Consider the following 16,462-nt stretch of genomic DNA (forward strand, 5'->3'; position numbering starts at 1 on the left):
AATGAAGCGGGATTTCCGGTCCCGCCACCGTGGACAGCTACCAGGCGAAGGGCAGCCCTTGATCAACCCCGTCCATCTGCGGACCCTCGTGGAAGTGATCCGGCTCGGATCGTTTGCGGCCGCCGCGGCACGGCTCGGCTACACAGCCTCGGCCGTGTCCCAGCAAATGTCCGCCCTGGAACGGGACACCGGCGTGACCTTGTTCCAGCGGGCGGCGCGGAGCATCCAGCCGACGGAAGCCGCCGTCGTCATGACGCGGCACGCGGCTAAGGTGCTCACTGATATCGAGGCGCTCATGGCCGCCGCGTCCCGGGCGCAGGAGAGCACCAGCCAGGAGCTGCGGCTGGGCATCTTCCCCAGCCTGGCCACGTATGTGCTGCCGCCGATCCTGCGGAATCCGGCGTGGAAGAAGCTCGGGATCGACCTGCGCGTCTCGGTCGCCGAACCCGCCCAGACCATCCAGGGACTGCGGACCGGAGGCGAACTCGACGTCGCCCTGGTGTACCAGGTGGGGCAGTCCGGCCTGGCGTGGCCGCACACCATCAACCGGCAGTGGATCGGCGACGACGACTTCCGGGTGGTGCTGCCGGCCGCGTGGGGCATGGGCACGGATTCGAAGGTGGCCGCGCACCACCTCTCCGACATGCCGTGGATCATGCACCACCCGGGCACGTCGGATGCCACGGTGATCGAGCGGCTCTTTGCCAGCTGCAACCTGCACCCGCGCGTGGTGGCCTACAGCGATGATTTCCACGCGAGCGTGGAGATGGCGGCCGCGGGGCTTGGTGCGGCGCTCGTCCCCGAGCTCGCCCTGCTGCACCGTCCCGCCGGCGTCGTGGTCCTCGATGTTCCGGAGATCCGGCTGGCCCGCAACATCTTCGCGCTGCTGATCAATGAGAAGCAGACCGCCCAGGTCCAGTTGTTTGTGGAGCTTCTGGCCGAGACGATGCACAAGATCGGCACCGCGCGCACGGACTGAGCGGGCCGCAGGGGGTTCCCATCGGCAGCCCGATCGATGAGGATGAGTCCATGAGCCGAACCTATTCAGCGTCCCGTCCCGTGGCCTCCGACAACCCCGAGGAGGTGGCCGCCGCCGTCCGCGCGGCCACAGAGGAGCTCCGCGAAACCCTCCGCGGGCACGGCATCGAGGCAAGCTTTGAGGACATTGCCCTCCTCGGACACACTGAATCCTGGGACGACGAAGGCCAGCGCTGGGTCAACGTCGACTGGGACAGCGAGCCCGCCGGGTAGCTGTGCTTTGCTAGCACGGCGACGCCTCAGCGGGTCCCGGACCGCTTCCGTGGCTGCCGCCGGACCGGCGCCACCAGCGCGTTGATGATCCCCTGTTTGGTCCGGGTATACGGCGGGTAGATCACCTCCAGGGTGTCCGGCCACAGCGGTTTGTCCAGCGTGGGACGTTCATGCGAGAACGTCCGCAGGGAGTGTTCGCCATGGTATGCGCCCATCCCGCTGCCGCCCACACCGCCGAACGGCAGGCCGGGAACCATCAGGTGCGCGGCGGGAATGTCGAAGCACAGCGCCCCGGATGCGGTCCGTTCGGCGAAGGCCCGGCGGGTGGGCGCGTCCTTGCTGAAGACGTACAGGGCCAGCGGTTTGGCGCGGGCGTTGATCCGTTCGATGGCGTCCTCGACCCCGTGCACCGGGACCAGGGGCAGCAGCGGCCCGAAGATTTCCTCCTCCATGACCGCGTCCCCCGGCTTCGGCCGGAGCAGGGTGGGCGCGAAGTAGCGGCTCGCGGCGTCGCGTTCTCCCCCGTACACCACTGTGCTAGCGTCGGCCAGCGCCGCGAGCCGGGCAAAGTGGCGGTCATCGACAATCCGGCCGTAGGACGTGCTCGTGGCCGGATCGGGGCCGAAGAGGGCCCTTGTGGCTGTGACGAGTTCGCGCTGCAGCGGTTCCAGCACGTCCCCGGCTGCAAGGACATAATCGGGCGCCACACAGGTCTGGCCGGCATTCATGAACCGGCCCCAGGCGATCCGTTTGGCCGCTGCGGCGAGGTCCGTGGACGCGTCCACGTAGGCCGGGGACTTGCCGCCAAGCTCCAGCGTGATGGGGGTCAGGTGCTCCGCCGCTGCGCGCATCACCACCTTGGCGGCGGCCTCCCCGCCGGTGAAGAAGATGTGGTCAAAGCGTTCGGCCAGCAGCGCGGCGGTCTCAGGGATGCCGCCCTCGACCACTTCCGCGGCGCCGGCCAGGTACTCGGGAACCCAGCGGGCCAGGGCCGCCGAAGTGGCCGGGGCGTGTTCGCTTGGTTTAAGCACCGCGGTGTTCCCGGCGGCCAGGGCCCCGGCCAGCGGGCTGAGCATCAGCTGCAGCGGGTAGTTCCAGGGGCTGATCACCAGGACGACGCCCAGGGGCGTGTATTCGGTCCAGGCGCGCGCCGGTTGCACGGCGAGCGGCACCGGCACGGGCCGCGGCCGCAGCCACGACGCCAGATGCCGTTCCAGGTGCGCCACTTCGGCGGTGACGAACCCGATCTCCGTCATTTGGGCCTCGGTGTTGTGCTTGCCCAGGTCCCGCCCGAGGGCGTCGGCAAAGTCCGCGCGCCGCTCCACCAGCATGCGCCGGAGGCTGCGCAGCTGCGCCAGCCGCCATGCCTGCGGTCGGGTGGTTCCGGCGTCGAACACGGCCCGCGCGCGGGCGACGGAGGAGGTGACTGTCTGCATCCGAACAATCTACCGTCCAGTAGCCGGTCTTCCGGTGTGTCCCGGATAAAACCATGCCAACGCTGGAATGGTCCGGTTTTCAGGACTATGTTGAAGATATGAACAAGGTAGCGAGCAAGCACTTCGGCGAGGTCGAGCTCAACCACGGAAGGGATCATAATCTGACCGCCACGCATGAACTGGCGGGCCAGACCGTGGAGCTTGACCTTAATGTCAACGCGCATGACCATTTCGACGAGGCTGCCATGCACAAAGTTGACTACCGCTTGCGCTTCCTGCCCGAACTCGTGGACCAGGTCCGCGAAATGATCGCCGAGGAACTGTCCCAGGAGGGCACGAGCCCGCAGGAATACCGGCACTTCCACTGCAACGCGATCAAGGACGAGCACCTCCGGAAGGTCTTCGGCGTCGAGGACAAGAGCCAGCTCACCGACGAAGTCTTCCTCAAAGCCCTCAAACTCGGCCACGTGGGCATCTATCCGGGCCAGCCGGAACGCTACTTCGTCCTGGACTTCACCCTGGGGCAGCACTTCACCGACGAGGTCCTGGTGGCCTCGGCCGACGAGGACGGCGTCGTGGACGACGAGATCCTCTGGGAGTCCTGACCCGCTGTTCTGACGCCCGCTGTCCGAGACACTGCAGAACGCACGACGCCGGCAGGCCACCCTGTGAGGGTGACCGGCCGGCGTCGTTAATCCAGCTGCGGCTGCCTGCTACTTGGCTGCCTCCAGCAGGTCGGCGCGGACCGTCCTGGTGGCCGTGACCAGGTTGCGCAGGGACTCTTCGGTCTCGGCGTAGCCGCGGGTCTTCAGGCCGCAGTCCGGGTTGACCCAGAGCTGGCGGGACGGGACGTGCTTGACGGCGGTGCTGAGCAGCTCGGTGACTTCCTGCTCGCCCGGGACGCGCGGCGAGTGGATGTCGTAGACGCCCGGACCGACACCGCGGCCGAAGCCGTGGGCCTCGAGGTCGTGCACGACCTCCATGCGGGAGCGGGCGGCCTCGATCGAGGTGACGTCGGCGTCCAGGCCGTCGATCGCGTCGATGATGGCGCCGAACTCGGAGTAGCACAGGTGCGTGTGGATCTGGGTGGCGTCCGCGGCACCGGCCGTTGCGAGGCGGAAGGACTTCACGGACCAGTCCAGGTAGGCGGCCTGGTCGGCCTTGCGCAGCGGGAGGAGCTCGCGCAGGGCGGGCTCGTCGACCTGGATGACCTTGATGCCGGCGGCTTCGAGGTCGGCGATCTCGTCGCGCAGGGCCAAGCCGACCTGGTTGGCGGTCTCGCCGAGCGGCTGGTCGTCACGGACGAAGGACCAGGCCAGGATGGTGACCGGGCCGGTGAGCATGCCCTTCATCGGCTTGCTGGTCAGGGACTGGGCGTATTCTGCCCAGGCCACCGTGATGGGGGCGCTGCGGGTGACATCGCCCCACAGGATGGACGGCCGGGTGCAGCGCGAGCCGTACGACTGGACCCAGCCGTGCACCGTGACGTCGAAGCCTTCGAGGTTCTCGGCGAAGTACTGGACCATGTCGTTGCGCTCGGGCTCGCCGTGGACCAGGACGTCGAAGCCGAGGTTTTCCTGCAGGTCCACGACACGCTTGATCTCGTCCTTCATGAGCTGCTCGTACTGCTCGTTGGTGAGATCGCCCCTGTTGTTGCGGGCACGGGCCGAACGGATTTCCGATGTCTGCGGGAAGGAGCCGATGGTGGTGGTGGGCAGCGGCGGCAGGTGCAGCGCATCTTCCTGGGCTGCTTCGCGGACCGCGTAGGCGGAACGGTTGAAGTCGGCGTCGGTCAGGGCCGCGGTGCGGGCCCGGACGTCGGCTCGACGGACGCCCTCGGCCTCGGCGCGGGAGGCGATGACCCGGGTGGCCTCGTCGATGGCCGGCTGGACATCCCTTGCCTGAACCCCGGCGGCATCGGTCAGCAGGCCGGCCAGGGTGACGACTTCGACGGCCTTCTGGTCGGCGAAGGCCAGCCAACTGCGCAGCTGCTCGGACAGCTGGACTTCCTCGTCGACGTCGTGCGGGACGTGCTGCGTGGAGGTGGAGGTGCTGATGGCCAGCTTGGCGACGGACGCCTGCAGGTCCGCGATCTTCCGCGCGGAAGCTGCGAGGTCGTTGCGCCAGATGTTGTGGCCGTCCACGACGCCGGCGACGAGGGTCTTGTTGCCCAGCGCGGCCAGGGCGGCGGCGGAGGGGACCTCGCCCTTGAACACGTCCAGGTGCAGGGCGTCGATGCCGGTCGCGGCGAGGGTGCCGAGCTGGCCGTCGAGCGCTCCGTAGGGGGTGGAGACGAACAGCTGCGGGCGCCGGGCTGCGGCGGAGAGGACCTCGTAGGAGCGGGCGACGGCGGCCTGGATTTCCCCGGCCGGGGTGTCCTGGTCCACCACGAGGGCGGGCTCGTCGAGCTGGACCCAGCCGGCCCCGGCGGCGGCGAGCTGCTCCAGCAGGGCGGTGTAGACCGGGAGGACGTCCTCGAGGCGGGACAGCGGGCTGAAGCCGGCCGGGGCGTCGTCGGAAGCCTTGCTCAGCAGCAGGAACGTGACCGGGCCGACGATGTACGGGCGGGTCTGGACACCGTTGGCGAGGGCGTAGGCAAATTCCTCGACGATCCGGGTGGAGGTCAGCGAGAAGTTGGTTTCCGGGCCGATTTCCGGCACGAGGTAATGGTAGTTGGTGTCGAACCACTTGGTCATTTCCAGCGGCTGCTGGTCCTTGGTGCCGCGGGCCAGGGTGAAGTAGCCGTCGATGTCCAGCCGGCCCTCGGCGTTGAGGAGGTTGCCGAAGCGGGCCGGCACGGCGCCGAGGTGGGCCGCGGCGTCGAGGACCTGGTCGTAGTAGGAGAAGGTGCCGGGAACGGCGGCGGCTTCGGTGAGGCCGAGTTCCTGGAGGCGCTTGGCGGTGCCGAGCTGGATTTCCTTGGCGGCGGCGTCCAGGGCTGCGGCGTCGATCTTGCCGGCCCAGTAGGCTTCGACGGCCTTCTTGAGTTCGCGGCGGCGGCCGATGCGCGGGTAGCCCAGGATCGAGGCGGACGGGAAGGGGGTGAGGTTTTCAGGCATGGCAAAGTCCTTGGAGTTGGCGGTGGAGAAGAAGAAGAAGAAGAAGAAGAAGTTGGGTGGGTCAGCTGGCGAGCTGGCCGGCCGTTGCCGCGCTGGGGGCCGGGCGCCGCTGGGCGCCGTGCCGGTGCGGCCGGGGCAGTGCGAGTTTGTCCAGCACGTCCAGGGCGGCGGCGTGTTCATTGAAGGTGTAGAGGTGGATGCCGGGGGCGCCGGCATCCAGGGCGGCGTTGGCCAGGTCCACGGTGGCGCGGACGCCGATCCGGGTCCGCTCGGCGTCGGTATCGGCGGCCGCGAGGCGGTCGATGAGTTCCGGTGCCGGTTCCACGCCGGTCAGTTCGCCGAGCCGGGCGAGCCGGCGCAGGCTGATCAGCGGCATGACACCCGGGATGATCGGGATGGTCACCCCGGCCCGGCGTGCCCGGGTCAGGAGGTCCGCGTACTGCTCGGCGTGGAAGAAGACCTGGGTGATGGCGAAGTCGGCGCCGGAGCGCTGCTTAGCCAGCAGGACCTCGATGTCGTGCGCCTCACTGGGCGATTCCGGGTGCCGGGCCGGGTAGGCGGCGACGCCGACGGCGACCTTCCCGGCGCACAGCAGTGCAGACCGGCGCTGCTCCACCCGGCGGATGAGCTCGATCAGGTCCTGGGCGTACCGCAGGGATCCCGGCGGCGGGGTGGCGCCGTCCTTGGGCTGGTCGCCGCGCAGGGCGAGGATGCCGCGGACGCCGACGTCGAGCAGTTCGCCGATGATTTCCGCCAGTTCCTGCGGGGAATTCCCCACGCAGGTCAGGTGGGCCAGCGGCCGCAGCGTTGTCTCCTGGACCAGCCGGTTGATGAGCTCGACGGCGGTGCCGCGGTTGGAACCGCTGGCGCCGTAGGTGACGGACACATAGTCCGGGTCCGTGGCTTCGAGTTCGCCGATGGTGGTCCAGAGGGACTCGGCGGCGGCGGCTGAGCGCGGCGGGAACAGTTCATAGGACAGCGCGACGGGGGCCGCGCCGGCCAGGTTGGGATGGGTGTCGATAAGGCTTGGTGGTGACATTTGCGTCCTTGGCTGTGAACACTGCCGGCCGTGCCCGGGTAACGGGACCTGCCGGAAATGATGTGAGTTTGGGGAACACGGAGGGAACTCCAGCAGGACGCAGTCGCGACTGTTACGCCTGATACGAAGTTGTCCGTGAGCAAATGTCAGGCCCACATGGGGGCACCCACACCCTCCTGGGCCGGCGGTGGAATTCTTCCAAGGCCGGCTTTCTGCGGAGGATCGCTGACACGTTACTGAGGTAACTTGTATAGAACTCTAGAGGCCCGGCGCGGGGGCCTTCAAGTCGGCTCCGAATTAAGACGCACCTTTACGGCTGTTTTTATTTACCGGCAGAATAATGTTCGCCGGTAGGGCCGTTTCCGTTGGCGCGCGGCGCGGGCCCGCGGCCCTCCCCATCCGTCCGGCGCAGGACTATCCTTTTGCCATGATTCAGCTTCCAGCCAGTTACCAGGAGTATCTCGCCGGCAAGAGCGAGAGTTTCATCAACACCGTCCGGCCCGTACTTATGCAGTCGGCTGCGGACAAGGAGCACGGGGTGCGGGTCTCCTACAACCGGGGCCCCACCGGCCATCAGGCCCATCTGGATGAGACTATTCCGTTCGGGACGGTCATCGAAGACATTGACTGACGGTTGGCCGGCCCGGCTGTGACACCGGCCCGGCCATGGCGTCAGCCTTCCAGGAGCAGCCGCTGCGAGCGCGGAGCCAGGGTGTGCTCCAGGACCAGGCATGCCGCCCCGACGGCCCCGACGTCGTCCCCGACGCCTGTGCCCACGACCTCAACGCCGTGGATTGCCCGGGCGGCGCTGTTCGCGTCGATCAGCGCCGGGATCCGGTCAAGGTAGGCTGCCGACAGGCACGTCCAGAACGGGCCGCCGAAGACCACGCGGTCCACGTCCAGGGCGTTGGTGACGACGGAGACGGCCCGGGCCACGAGGACGGCGGAGCGGCCAATGATTTCCATGGCCTGGGCGTTGCCGCCGTAGGCGAGCTCGCACAATTGCGCGAAGCGCTCCTGGACCGCCGGCGCGCTCAGCTCCCGGCCCGGACCGTCCAGCACCCCGGCCGCCTCGGCCTGCGCCACGAGGACCTGCGGTATCGCGGAGACCTTCACGCAGCCGCGCTGCCCGCAGTCGCAGAGAGCCCCGTCCGGGTCCACGATGATATGCCCGATTTCCCCCGCGTTGCCCGAGGTTCCGCGGATGACCTCGTCATTGAGGACAATGCCACAGCCGATCCCGGTTCCCATGTACATGAAGACAAAACTGCCCTCGCCGCTCGGGCCGCCGGCCCAGGTTTCGGCCACGGCAGCACTGGTCACGTCCTTGTCCATCAGGGTGGACAGGCCGGTGGCGTCAGCCAGGGCGTCCCGCAGCCCCACGTGGTCCCAGCCCGGCAGCAGGGGCGGATCCACCACCGCGCCCTCGGTGAGGTCGATGGGACCCGGTGAGGCCACCCCGAGACCGGCGATCCGTGCCGGGTCCACGCCGGAGTCGGCGATGAGGTTCCTGATCTCGGCAGCGATGGTGTCGATGACGGCCCGCGGGTCGGTGCCGGGCGGCGTGGCGATGCTCGAGTGCCGGACCACGGCACCCAGCAGGTCCAGCACGACAAAGGTCACCACTGCCGGGTCCAGGTGGACGCCCACCGCGTACATCCCGCCGGGGTTGAGCCGGAGCATGGTCCGCGGCTTGCCCGGGCCGGTCCCTTCCTTGCCGGCTTCAACGATCAGGTGCTGGTCCAGCAGGCGCCGGGAAATGTTGGAGATGGTCTGCGGCGAGAGCCCGACGATCTGCGCGAGTTCGACCCGGCTCAGGCCGGCCGGAGCCCGCCTGATGGCGTCAAGGATGACCGTGAGGTTGAAATCGCCCATCTTCGGGAGGTTGGTCCCCCGCCTCGGCGAGGGTTGCCGGATCTCGGTCACAGATACCTCAAAACGTCATTGGCCCAATACAGCAGTTGTCAGAATCGTACGTTACGTGCAGGCGCGCGCCCACACATCCGCTTTTCGGATTAAATGTTTCAGCCGTGCCGTTTCACCCCGGCGGACGCCGGGTACTCGCCGTCACCGTGAACTTCGGGTTCCTGCCGGCCTCGCGTGTCGGACCGATCAGGCGTTCGAGTGCCGGCCGGTAGTGCAGGTGGCTGTTGTACACGGTCCACAGCTCCCCGCCGGGAGCGAGCACCCTGCCGGCGGCTTCGATCAGTTTGATCCCCGCGCCGGCGTGGACGGCGGACTCCAGGTGGAAGGGCGGGTTGAGCAGGATCAGGTCCGCGCTGGCATCCGGCAGGGTGCTCATGGCGTCGTCCTGGAGGACCTCGATCCGGCCGTCCAGGCCGTTGGCCCGCGCCGTGGCGAGGGCTGAGTCGACGGCGGCCGCGGACCGGTCCGTGGCTGTGACGCGGGTGCCGGGGTTGGCGCGGGCGTACATGGCGGCGAGGATCCCTGTGCCGCAGCCGAGGTCGACGGCGTGGGCCGCGTGCGGCATCCGGGGCAGGAACTCCAGCAGGTACCTGGTCCCGATGTCCAGCCCGGTGCCGGCGAAGACGGCGCCGCGGGCACAGACCGCCAGCCCCAGTTCGCTGTTCATGCCGGTGACCGGGAAGGGTGGCGCGGCCGGAACGGCCTTGGGGCTCCTGGCCAGCAGAATCCGTGATTTCTGCCGCGCCAGCTGGGGCTGGACGACGTCGAAATAGCGCCCCAGCACCGTGTTCATTCCCAGGCTCATATGTTTGACGCGGCCGCCGGCCAGCAGCACGACGCCGGGTGCCGCGTGGCGGGCGACGGCGTCGGCGATTTCTTCCAGTTCCGCAAGGGAACGCGGCAATTGCAGCAGGACGACGGCGGCGCCCTCCAGCAGCGCGGCGCCCAGCGGGAGCTGCTCAAAACCGCCTTGGATTTCCAGCGCCCCGGCGTTGGCCCGCAGCGCCCGTGCTCCGGTGATCAGGTCCTGGTGGACCCGGACGCCGTGCGTCCCCGCGAAGGAGCCCAGCGCCAGTGCCCCGAGTGTCAGGGCGCCGTACCGGTCCCCCACCACCGCGAGCCGCGCTCCCGGCGGCAGCTGGCCGGCGTTATGCATTTCAAGGGCCGTGTCCAACAGGAGCCGGTCCGTGGCGTCCCACGCCTGCAGGTTGGCGGCCTCGACGTCCGGGAACCGCCGCAGCCGGGCAAAGAGGGAATCGATCTGGGTGTCCGCCACGTGCGTTTTCTGCCGCCGTTCTTCTCGGGCTTGGGTCATGGGTTCAGGTGTTGTGTCCGGTGTCCGGCCCCGGAGTGCTGCACTGCAACGTTCCACGTTATCCCGAAGCGGCCAGCAGGGTGGCAATTCCCGCGACGGCGGCCCGGCCGGCCCGGTTGGCGCCGATGGTGGAGGAGGACGGCCCGTAGCCGACCAGGTGGACCCTCGGTTCGGCTGCCACCTGGGTGTTGTTCATTGCGATCCCGCCGCCCGGTCCGCGCAGGTGCAGCGGGGCGAGGTGTTCGAGTTCGGCCCGGAAACCGGTGGCCCAAAGGATCACGTCCGCAGCCAGGAAGCCGCCGTCGTCCAACCGGACGCCGTCCGGCCCGATGGCGGTGAACATGGGATGCCTGTCCAGGACGCCGCGTTCTGCGGCCGCGCGCAGGGCCGGCGTCCGGATCAGGCCGGTCGCGGAGACGACGCTTTGCGGCGGCAGGCCCTGGCGCACCCGTTCCTCCACCAGGGCGACGGCGTCGTGACCGGCCTGCCGGTCAAAGGGCGCCTCACGCCAGACCGGTTCCCGGCGGGTGAACCACGTGGTGCCGGTGACCCGGGAGATCTCATCAAGCAGCCCGACGGCGGAGATGCCCCCGCCGACCACGATCACGTGCTGCCCGCGAAACTCGTCCGCGGAGACGTAGTCCGCGACGTGCAGTTGCCGGCCGCGGAAGCTGGCCTGGCCCGGGTAAATGGGCCAGAACGGCCGGGTCCAGGTGCCGGTGGCGTTGATGAGGGCGCGGGCGGACCATTCGCCGCGGCTGGTTGCGATGCTCAGCCGGCCGACGGGATCGGCGTCGTCCCGGCTCACGGACCGAACCTTCACGGGCCGTTCGATGGCGAGCCCAAGGTCGTGTTCGTACCCGCCGAAGTAGCGGGTGAGGAAGGTCGAGCTGGCCTCGGCCGGGTCCACGGCCGGCTGGGGCAGGCCGGGGAGGTCGCTGATACCGTTCACCGTGGCCATGAGCAGGCTCTTCCAGCGGTGGCGCCAGGCCCCGCCGGGGCCGTCCTCGGCGTCAAGCACGATGTACGACCCCGCGGGGATGCCGTCCCGCGCCGCGGTGGCCCCCGCTGCGGCCGCCTGTGCCGGGACAAAGCCGCGGCGTTGCAGGTGGTAGGCCGCCGACAGGCCGGCCTGCCCGGCGCCGACCACGACGACGTCGGCCGTGCGCGGCGTCCCGGGGGAAATGATCCGGTCTCCGGTCAGATCTTCTTGACGACGCTGGACTTGAGCTGCATGGGGCCGACGCCGTCCACTTTGCAGTCGATGTCGTGGTCGCCGACGCCGTCGACGAGGCGGATGCCGCGGACCTTCGTGCCGACCTTGATGACCGTGGAGCTGCCCTTGATCTTCAGGTCCTTGACGACCGTGACGGTGTCGCCGTCGGCGAGCACATTGCCGACCGCGTCCTTGATGACGGCGGCCACCGGGAGCCCGGCGTCCGCGTCGGTGGCCGGCGCCCACTCGTGCGCGCACTCAGGGCAGACCAGCAGCGCCCCCATCTCGTAGGTGTATTCGCTGGAGCATTCGGGGCAGGGAGGCAGGGACTCGTTCACGTCCCCAAGTTTAGTCGTCCCTGGCGGCCGCCGGACGCCGAGTCAGTCGGCGCGGGCGGGACGCCTTGGAGCGGGTTGCCTCAGAACGGGTTGAGCAGCCGGTCCACGAACTGCCGCGTGCGTTCCTCCCGAGGATCGCGCAGCACGGTGTCTGGGTGGCCGCGTTCGACCACCACGCCGCCGTCCATGAAGATCACTTCGTCGGCCACCTCGCGGGCGAACGCGAGCTCGTGGGTGACCACCACCATCGTCCAGCCTTCATCCGCGAGCTCTTTGATGACGGTCAGGACCTCGCCCACCAGCTCCGGGTCCAGCGCCGACGTCGGCTCGTCGAAGAGCAGCAGCTGCGGACGCAGGGCCAGCGCCCGCACGATGCCCACCCGCTGCTGCTGGCCGCCGGAGAGCTCGAACGGGTAGCTGTCCTCCTTGTCGGCGAGCCCGACGCGGGCCAGCAGCTCCCGGGCGTCCCGGCTGGCCTCGGCCTTGGGCCGCTTCTGGACCTGGACCGGGCCTTCGATCACGTTCTCCAGCACAGTCTTGTGCGGGAAGAGATTGTAGTGCTGGAACACCATGGCGCTGCGGTCCCGGAGGGCGGACAGCTGCTTTTTCGCCGTCGGCGTGGAAAAGTCGACGGTCAGTTGCCCCGCGAACTCAGCAACGCCGGCGTCGGGCACTTCGAGGCCGTTCAGGCACCGCAGGACCGTCGTCTTGCCCGATCCGGACGGCCCGATCAACGTCACCACTTCGCCGCGGCGGACGTCGAGGTCGATGGATTTGAGCACTTCGTGGTCGCCAAACGCCTTGCGAAGGCCCCTGACGCTCAGCAGCGTGTCTGCGGAACCGGCGTTCGGGTCCCCGGTCTCAGTGGGCGACATAGCGGTCCAATCTCTTCTCCAACGCGGACTGTCCGCCGGCGAGGACAAGACAGATGATCCAGTAGATCACTGCCGCCTCCAGGTACAACAGCATGAATTCCTGGCTGAAGGCCGCCACCTGCTGCGCCACACGGAACAGTTCAGTGACGAGGATCAGCGACGCAAGGGACGTGTCCTTGACCAGGCTGATGAAGGTGTTGGACAGCGGCGGGACCGAGACCCGGGCCGCCTGCGGAAGGATGATCCGCACCAGGGTCTGCCGGCGCGACATCCCGATGGTGTGGCCGGCCTCCCACTGTCCCTTGGGAACGGACAGGATGGCTGCCCGGATGACCTCCGCGGCGTACCCGCCGACGTTCAGGGAGAACGCGATGATGGCGCTGGGCCAGGGACTGATGGTGATGCCTACCGAAGGCAGACCGTAGAAGATGACAAACAGCTGGACCAGGAGCGGGGTGCCGCGGATGACGGAGATGTAGATCCGCGCGGCGCCGGAGACCAGGCGGTTGCGGCTTAGCCGCATGAGGGCCACCAGCAGGGCCAGCAGGAGGCCCAGGCTGAAGGAGGCCAGCGCCAGCGGAATGGTGCCGGTGACCGCACCGGTCAGCAGCGGACCCAGGGACGACCACACGAGTTCCCAGTTGATGGTCATGCCCGGCCCCGGTCTTCCTGAGCTGTTCGCACGGCGCTACTTCGAGACGTCGGCGTCGAAGTACTTCCCGGAAATCTTCGCCAGGGTGCCGTCGGCCGCGAGCTCGCCGAGGGCCTTGTCGATGGCCTCGGTCAGGCTGGTGGATCCCTTGCGCAGGGCAAAGGCGCTCAGTGATTTGTCTGTGGTCTCGGCGGCGATCTTGATGCTGTCGTCGTGGGCTGTCTTCTGCGAGTCCAGGTACGTCAGTTTGTCGTTGATCGTGGCATCGACACGGCCCTGCTTGAGCAACGTGACCGCCTGCGCCCACCCCTCCACGGCTTCGACGTTCGCGCCGCTCTGCTGGGCCAGCTTGTACCAGTTGCTCGTCAGGGACTGCGCCGCGGTCTTGCCCTGCAGGCTGTCGAAGGAGGTGATGGTGTTGTTGTCTGCTTTGGTGACGATCACGCCGGTGCTCACCGTGTACGGAGTGGAGAAATCGTATTTGGCCTTGCGTTCGTCCGTGATGGAGATCTGGTTGGCAACGACGTCGAAGCGCTTGGCATCGAGGCCAGCAAAGATGGCGTCGAACTGCGTTTCCTGGAAGACCGGCTTGACGCCAAGCTTTCCGGCCACGGCGTCGATGATCTCCACATCGTAACCAGTCAGTTCCCCGTTGCCGTTGGCGTGGAACGAGAAAGGCTTGTAGGTGCCTTCGGTGCCGACCTTGAGCACACCGGCGCTCTTGACGTCGCTGAGGGAAGTGTCGGCGCCGGCCGCCGGGGAAGAACTGGCCGGCGCGGTGGAGGCAGATCCGCAGCCCGCGAGGGCGAGCCCTGCCGCTGCGATGAGGCCGATAACGGAGAGTCCTGTGCGCTTCATGATGGTCCTTAGTCGTGGAGACGGAACTGGCCTTCCGGCCCAGCCGCAGGGCGGCCGTCTTCTAGCGACGATAGCAAGGTCCTGCTCAGGGCGGAGAGCCTAAATGACAGTTTGTTACGCCGGGGAATGAGACGGCCTTGACGGACGCCTCCTGCGGTGGCCCAGGGACCCCGCGGCCGCGATGCGCACCCGGCCGGGCACAAAAAAGGGAACCACCGATACCGGTGGTTCCCTTTCGTTGGTGGAGCTGAGGGGACTCGAACCCCTGACCCCCTGCATGCCATGCAGGTGCGCTACCAGCTGCGCCACAGCCCCTTATTTGCCGGGAAGTTTCGTTCTCCCTGAAGCAACCTGAATAGCCTAAACCACAATTGCCGTTCGCGCCAATCGGCCAGCCGGACCGTGTCATGTGGCATGTTGTGGCCGCTGACCCGGCGTTTGCTGCAGGCCTCTCCCGGCCCGGAACTCATGTTCCGGGCATAAAAAAATCCGCCGGAATCTTTCGATTCCGGCGGATTCTCCGGTGGAGCTGAGGGGACTCGAACCCCTGACCCCCTGCATGCCATGCAGGTGCGCTACCAGCTGCGCCACAGCCCCGAATTTTCGCTGCTTCGGCCCGTCAGCTGACGCATCAGGCCCCGATTCTTGTTCGGATTTCTCCGAAGCAACTCAAATATCTTAGACCAGCCCGGGCGAAAATTCCAAATCGGGCATATTTGGCTCAGGACAGCCTCCGGCGGGGCGGTCCGTGCGTGGCTGCTACTCCGTGTCGGTGCCTGCGCCCGCCTTGGCGGACGCGTCGTCGCCGAGCTGGAGATCAACGACGGGGCAGTCCTTCCAGAGCCGCTCGAGGGCGTAGAAGACGCGGTCTTCCTCGTGCTGGACGTGGATCACGACGTCGGAGTAGTCCAGGAGCACCCAGCGTCCTCCGGAGCGGCCCTCGCGGCGCACGGGCTTCTGCTCGAACTTCGCGAGCTCGTCCTCGATGCCGTCGACGATGGCATTGACCTGGCGTTCGCTCGGGGCCGAGGCGATGAGGAAGACGTCGGCCAGGGCCAGCCGTTCGCTCACGTCCAGGGCCACGATGTCCTCGGCGAGTTTCTCCGAGGCAGCGCGGGCTGCGTGGCGGGCGGTGGTGATGGATGAATCGGTTGCAGTCACGGGACTCCTTGTAGTGATGAAAATTCTTGTGTCGGCAAGTTGTGGCGGATACCGGTGCCCGGCTCCGGGGTCATGGGCTCCGAGGTCACTGGTTCCAGTGCCATTGGCCCGACGGCGGCGCTCGGCCTAGCGGGCCAGCCCGGTGACGATGAGCGTGATGCCGGCAATGAGTGCGACGACACCCAGGGCCAGGACGCCCAGCTGGAGCAGGCGCAGCCGGCGTGCCCGGCCCAGTCCCGCGGTGGCGGCGTCCAGGGGATCCAGCCCGTAGGCGGAATTCGCGGCAACGGGTTCTCCTCCGACGAAGTTCTCGTCGGCCTCCCCCGGGGCGTTCGGCACTGCAGTGGCCGGCCGCGCCGTCCCGGCCTTGGCGGCAGCCTCCGCCCGGGCGAGGACCCCACCCCGTCCGGCGGCAGGCGCTGCGGCCCGCTGACGGGACAGCCCGGGGCGGCGGAGCCCGGGTTTGCGCGGCGCATCCACCCGGGGACCCGGGTTGGTGACCACGGGCACGTACGACGTGGCAGGGCGCTTCATGACGGGCCGCTCCACGCCGGGAACCTTCTCAAACTCCAGGGGTGTGACCATGGCCAGGTTGTTGGCCGTGGTGGGATCGTTGCGCGGTGCGGCGGGCTGGCTGTTTTGTTCCGCGAGCTTCTGCTTCGCTGCGGCACGGCGGTTCAGCACCGCGGCGCGTTCAGCGAGGGCAATCTGCTCGGCGAGGACCGCCGGATCAACGGCGTCGGGATCGGTGGCGGCGATGTGCTCCAGCTTGGCCACCTGGTTGCGGGCCTGCTCGGCGAGGAGCTCCCGCGCGGCCAGCGCCTGTTCCACCGTCATGCCTTCGGGTGCCGGGCCTTGCTCTCCGACGGCCTGTCCGGTGCCCTGCTTCCGGCCGGCATCCTTAGCCGCTGAATCCTGGCCCGCGTCAGCCTGTGCGGCATCGTTGGTGGCGGGCGCAACCACCGGGTTGGCCCGGGTGCGCGGCGAGGCCGGGACGATGGTGTTGGCCTGCGTGGCGGGGGCGGTTTCGGTCGCGAGCTGCAGGAGCCGCAGCTGCCGGCGCGTGGGCGGTCCTCCCTGCGCCAGGTGCCCTTCCTTCTCCGCCAGCTCCTTGATGGTGCGCAGCGCGGCGCGGTCCCGGGCGCGGACCTGCGAGGACCGCTCGGCGCCGCGTACCGAGTCCACCGGGGCGTCGGCCGCGCGGCGGTTCTGGCCGGCGGGGTCGGCCGCCGTCTCGGTCCCGGCTGACTGTTCCGGTGCCGCAGTGTCCAGGCGTTCATCTCTGGCCTGCCGCAGTTCGCGGCGGCTGCGGATGGGAGGCTGTTCCTGACTCATG

General features: G+C 68.4%; 16 protein-coding genes and 2 tRNA genes. 4 read left to right on the forward strand and 14 right to left on the reverse strand.

Features of this window, described 5'->3' with window-relative positions:
* Nucleotides 1–58: 58 nt before the first annotated feature.
* Together CFN17_RS06940 and CFN17_RS06945 are read left to right on the forward strand one after the other, a co-directional pair.
* Complete coding sequence (locus tag CFN17_RS06940) at nucleotides 59–979, forward strand: LysR family transcriptional regulator (RefSeq protein WP_208750696.1); 921 nt, start codon at nucleotides 59–61, stop codon at nucleotides 977–979.
* A 50-nt stretch (nucleotides 980–1,029) separates the two neighbouring features.
* The gene (locus CFN17_RS06945) at nucleotides 1,030–1,251 is read left to right on the forward strand and encodes a hypothetical protein (protein WP_208750697.1); all 222 of its coding nucleotides are present in this window, start codon (nucleotides 1,030–1,032) and stop codon (nucleotides 1,249–1,251) included.
* Between the two features lie 26 nt (nucleotides 1,252–1,277).
* On the opposite strand, the gene CFN17_RS06950 is transcribed toward CFN17_RS06945, so the two are convergent.
* Complete coding sequence (locus CFN17_RS06950; protein WP_208750698.1) at nucleotides 1,278–2,687, reverse strand: aldehyde dehydrogenase family protein; 1,410 nt, start codon at nucleotides 2,685–2,687, stop codon at nucleotides 1,278–1,280.
* Nucleotides 2,688–2,785: 98 nt separating this feature from the next.
* Between CFN17_RS06950 and CFN17_RS06955 the strand changes: the two genes are divergently transcribed.
* Nucleotides 2,786–3,292: a DUF2004 domain-containing protein gene (locus tag CFN17_RS06955; RefSeq protein WP_208750700.1), complete on the forward strand. Its 507-nt coding sequence runs from the start codon at nucleotides 2,786–2,788 to the stop codon at nucleotides 3,290–3,292.
* 108 nt (nucleotides 3,293–3,400) lie between these two features.
* Here the strand turns inward: CFN17_RS06955 and metE are convergent, their stop codons facing one another.
* On the reverse strand, nucleotides 3,401–5,746 hold the full coding sequence (metE, locus tag CFN17_RS06960) for a 5-methyltetrahydropteroyltriglutamate--homocysteine S-methyltransferase (protein WP_208750703.1): 2,346 nt from the start codon (nucleotides 5,744–5,746) through the stop codon (nucleotides 3,401–3,403).
* A gap of 61 nt (nucleotides 5,747–5,807) precedes the next feature.
* Nucleotides 5,808–6,785, reverse strand: coding sequence for a methylenetetrahydrofolate reductase (locus tag CFN17_RS06965; RefSeq protein WP_208750704.1), 978 nt, complete (start codon nucleotides 6,783–6,785; stop codon nucleotides 5,808–5,810).
* Nucleotides 6,786–7,212: 427 nt separating this feature from the next.
* On the opposite strand from CFN17_RS06965, the gene CFN17_RS06970 reads away from it, so the two are divergent.
* On the forward strand, nucleotides 7,213–7,416 hold the full coding sequence (locus tag CFN17_RS06970; RefSeq protein ID WP_208750707.1) for a hypothetical protein: 204 nt from the start codon (nucleotides 7,213–7,215) through the stop codon (nucleotides 7,414–7,416).
* A gap of 41 nt (nucleotides 7,417–7,457) precedes the next feature.
* On the opposite strand, the gene CFN17_RS06975 is transcribed toward CFN17_RS06970, so the two are convergent.
* The 11 genes from CFN17_RS06975 to CFN17_RS07025 form a co-directional block, all read right to left on the reverse strand.
* On the reverse strand, nucleotides 7,458–8,660 hold the full coding sequence (locus CFN17_RS06975; RefSeq protein ID WP_208750709.1) for an ROK family transcriptional regulator: 1,203 nt from the start codon (nucleotides 8,658–8,660) through the stop codon (nucleotides 7,458–7,460).
* Nucleotides 8,661–8,823: 163 nt separating this feature from the next.
* Nucleotides 8,824–10,026: a class I SAM-dependent methyltransferase gene (locus tag CFN17_RS06980; protein ID WP_208750711.1), complete on the reverse strand. Its 1,203-nt coding sequence runs from the start codon at nucleotides 10,024–10,026 to the stop codon at nucleotides 8,824–8,826.
* A 58-nt stretch (nucleotides 10,027–10,084) separates the two neighbouring features.
* The gene (locus tag CFN17_RS06985) at nucleotides 10,085–11,176 is read right to left on the reverse strand and encodes an NAD(P)/FAD-dependent oxidoreductase (protein WP_261792396.1); all 1,092 of its coding nucleotides are present in this window, start codon (nucleotides 11,174–11,176) and stop codon (nucleotides 10,085–10,087) included.
* A 50-nt stretch (nucleotides 11,177–11,226) separates the two neighbouring features.
* Nucleotides 11,227–11,580 (reverse strand): zinc ribbon domain-containing protein YjdM, encoded by a 354-nt coding sequence (locus tag CFN17_RS06990; RefSeq protein WP_208750714.1) that lies wholly within the window; start codon nucleotides 11,578–11,580, stop codon nucleotides 11,227–11,229.
* 80 nt (nucleotides 11,581–11,660) lie between these two features.
* Nucleotides 11,661–12,455 carry an amino acid ABC transporter ATP-binding protein gene (locus CFN17_RS06995; protein WP_315968661.1) on the reverse strand — a complete coding sequence of 265 codons (795 nt, stop codon included), beginning with the start codon at nucleotides 12,453–12,455 and terminating at the stop codon, nucleotides 11,661–11,663.
* Nucleotides 12,442–13,107: an amino acid ABC transporter permease gene (locus CFN17_RS07000; RefSeq protein ID WP_208750715.1), complete on the reverse strand. Its 666-nt coding sequence runs from the start codon at nucleotides 13,105–13,107 to the stop codon at nucleotides 12,442–12,444. The genes CFN17_RS06995 and CFN17_RS07000 overlap by 14 nt, the downstream gene beginning before the upstream one ends.
* A gap of 36 nt (nucleotides 13,108–13,143) precedes the next feature.
* The gene (locus CFN17_RS07005; RefSeq protein WP_208750716.1) at nucleotides 13,144–13,965 is read right to left on the reverse strand and encodes an amino acid ABC transporter substrate-binding protein; all 822 of its coding nucleotides are present in this window, start codon (nucleotides 13,963–13,965) and stop codon (nucleotides 13,144–13,146) included.
* Between the two features lie 239 nt (nucleotides 13,966–14,204).
* Nucleotides 14,205–14,280: transfer RNA gene (locus CFN17_RS07010), tRNA-Ala, on the reverse strand.
* Between the two features lie 209 nt (nucleotides 14,281–14,489).
* A tRNA-Ala gene (locus CFN17_RS07015) sits at nucleotides 14,490–14,562 on the reverse strand.
* Nucleotides 14,563–14,724: 162 nt separating this feature from the next.
* Nucleotides 14,725–15,126, reverse strand: coding sequence for a ribosome silencing factor (gene rsfS / locus CFN17_RS07020; protein ID WP_208750717.1), 402 nt, complete (start codon nucleotides 15,124–15,126; stop codon nucleotides 14,725–14,727).
* Nucleotides 15,127–15,252: 126 nt separating this feature from the next.
* Nucleotides 15,253–16,461 (reverse strand): hypothetical protein, encoded by a 1,209-nt coding sequence (locus CFN17_RS07025; protein WP_208750718.1) that lies wholly within the window; start codon nucleotides 16,459–16,461, stop codon nucleotides 15,253–15,255.
* Nucleotide 16,462: the final 1 nt, after the last annotated feature.

The organism is Arthrobacter sp. PM3 (genome assembly GCF_003352915.1).
Lineage (GTDB): Bacteria > Actinomycetota > Actinomycetes > Actinomycetales > Micrococcaceae > Arthrobacter.

Coding starts and splice junctions, on each gene's coding strand:
- CFN17_RS06945 (WP_208750697.1), top strand. CDS start 1,030: ATGAGCCGAACCTATTCAGCGTCCCGTCCCGTGGCCTCCGACAACCCC.
- CFN17_RS06950 (WP_208750698.1), bottom strand. CDS start 2,687: ATGCAGACAGTCACCTCCTCCGTCGCCCGCGCGCGGGCCGTGTTCGAC.
- CFN17_RS06955 (WP_208750700.1), top strand. CDS start 2,786: ATGAACAAGGTAGCGAGCAAGCACTTCGGCGAGGTCGAGCTCAACCAC.
- metE (WP_208750703.1), bottom strand. CDS start 5,746: ATGCCTGAAAACCTCACCCCCTTCCCGTCCGCCTCGATCCTGGGCTAC.
- CFN17_RS06965 (WP_208750704.1), bottom strand. CDS start 6,785: ATGTCACCACCAAGCCTTATCGACACCCATCCCAACCTGGCCGGCGCG.
- CFN17_RS06970 (WP_208750707.1), top strand. CDS start 7,213: ATGATTCAGCTTCCAGCCAGTTACCAGGAGTATCTCGCCGGCAAGAGC.
- CFN17_RS06975 (WP_208750709.1), bottom strand. CDS start 8,660: ATGGGCGATTTCAACCTCACGGTCATCCTTGACGCCATCAGGCGGGCT.
- CFN17_RS06980 (WP_208750711.1), bottom strand. CDS start 10,026: ATGACCCAAGCCCGAGAAGAACGGCGGCAGAAAACGCACGTGGCGGAC.
- CFN17_RS06995 (WP_315968661.1), bottom strand. CDS start 12,455: ATGTCGCCCACTGAGACCGGGGACCCGAACGCCGGTTCCGCAGACACG.
- CFN17_RS07000 (WP_208750715.1), bottom strand. CDS start 13,107: ATGACCATCAACTGGGAACTCGTGTGGTCGTCCCTGGGTCCGCTGCTG.
- CFN17_RS07005 (WP_208750716.1), bottom strand. CDS start 13,965: ATGAAGCGCACAGGACTCTCCGTTATCGGCCTCATCGCAGCGGCAGGG.
- CFN17_RS07025 (WP_208750718.1), bottom strand. CDS start 16,461: ATGAGTCAGGAACAGCCTCCCATCCGCAGCCGCCGCGAACTGCGGCAG.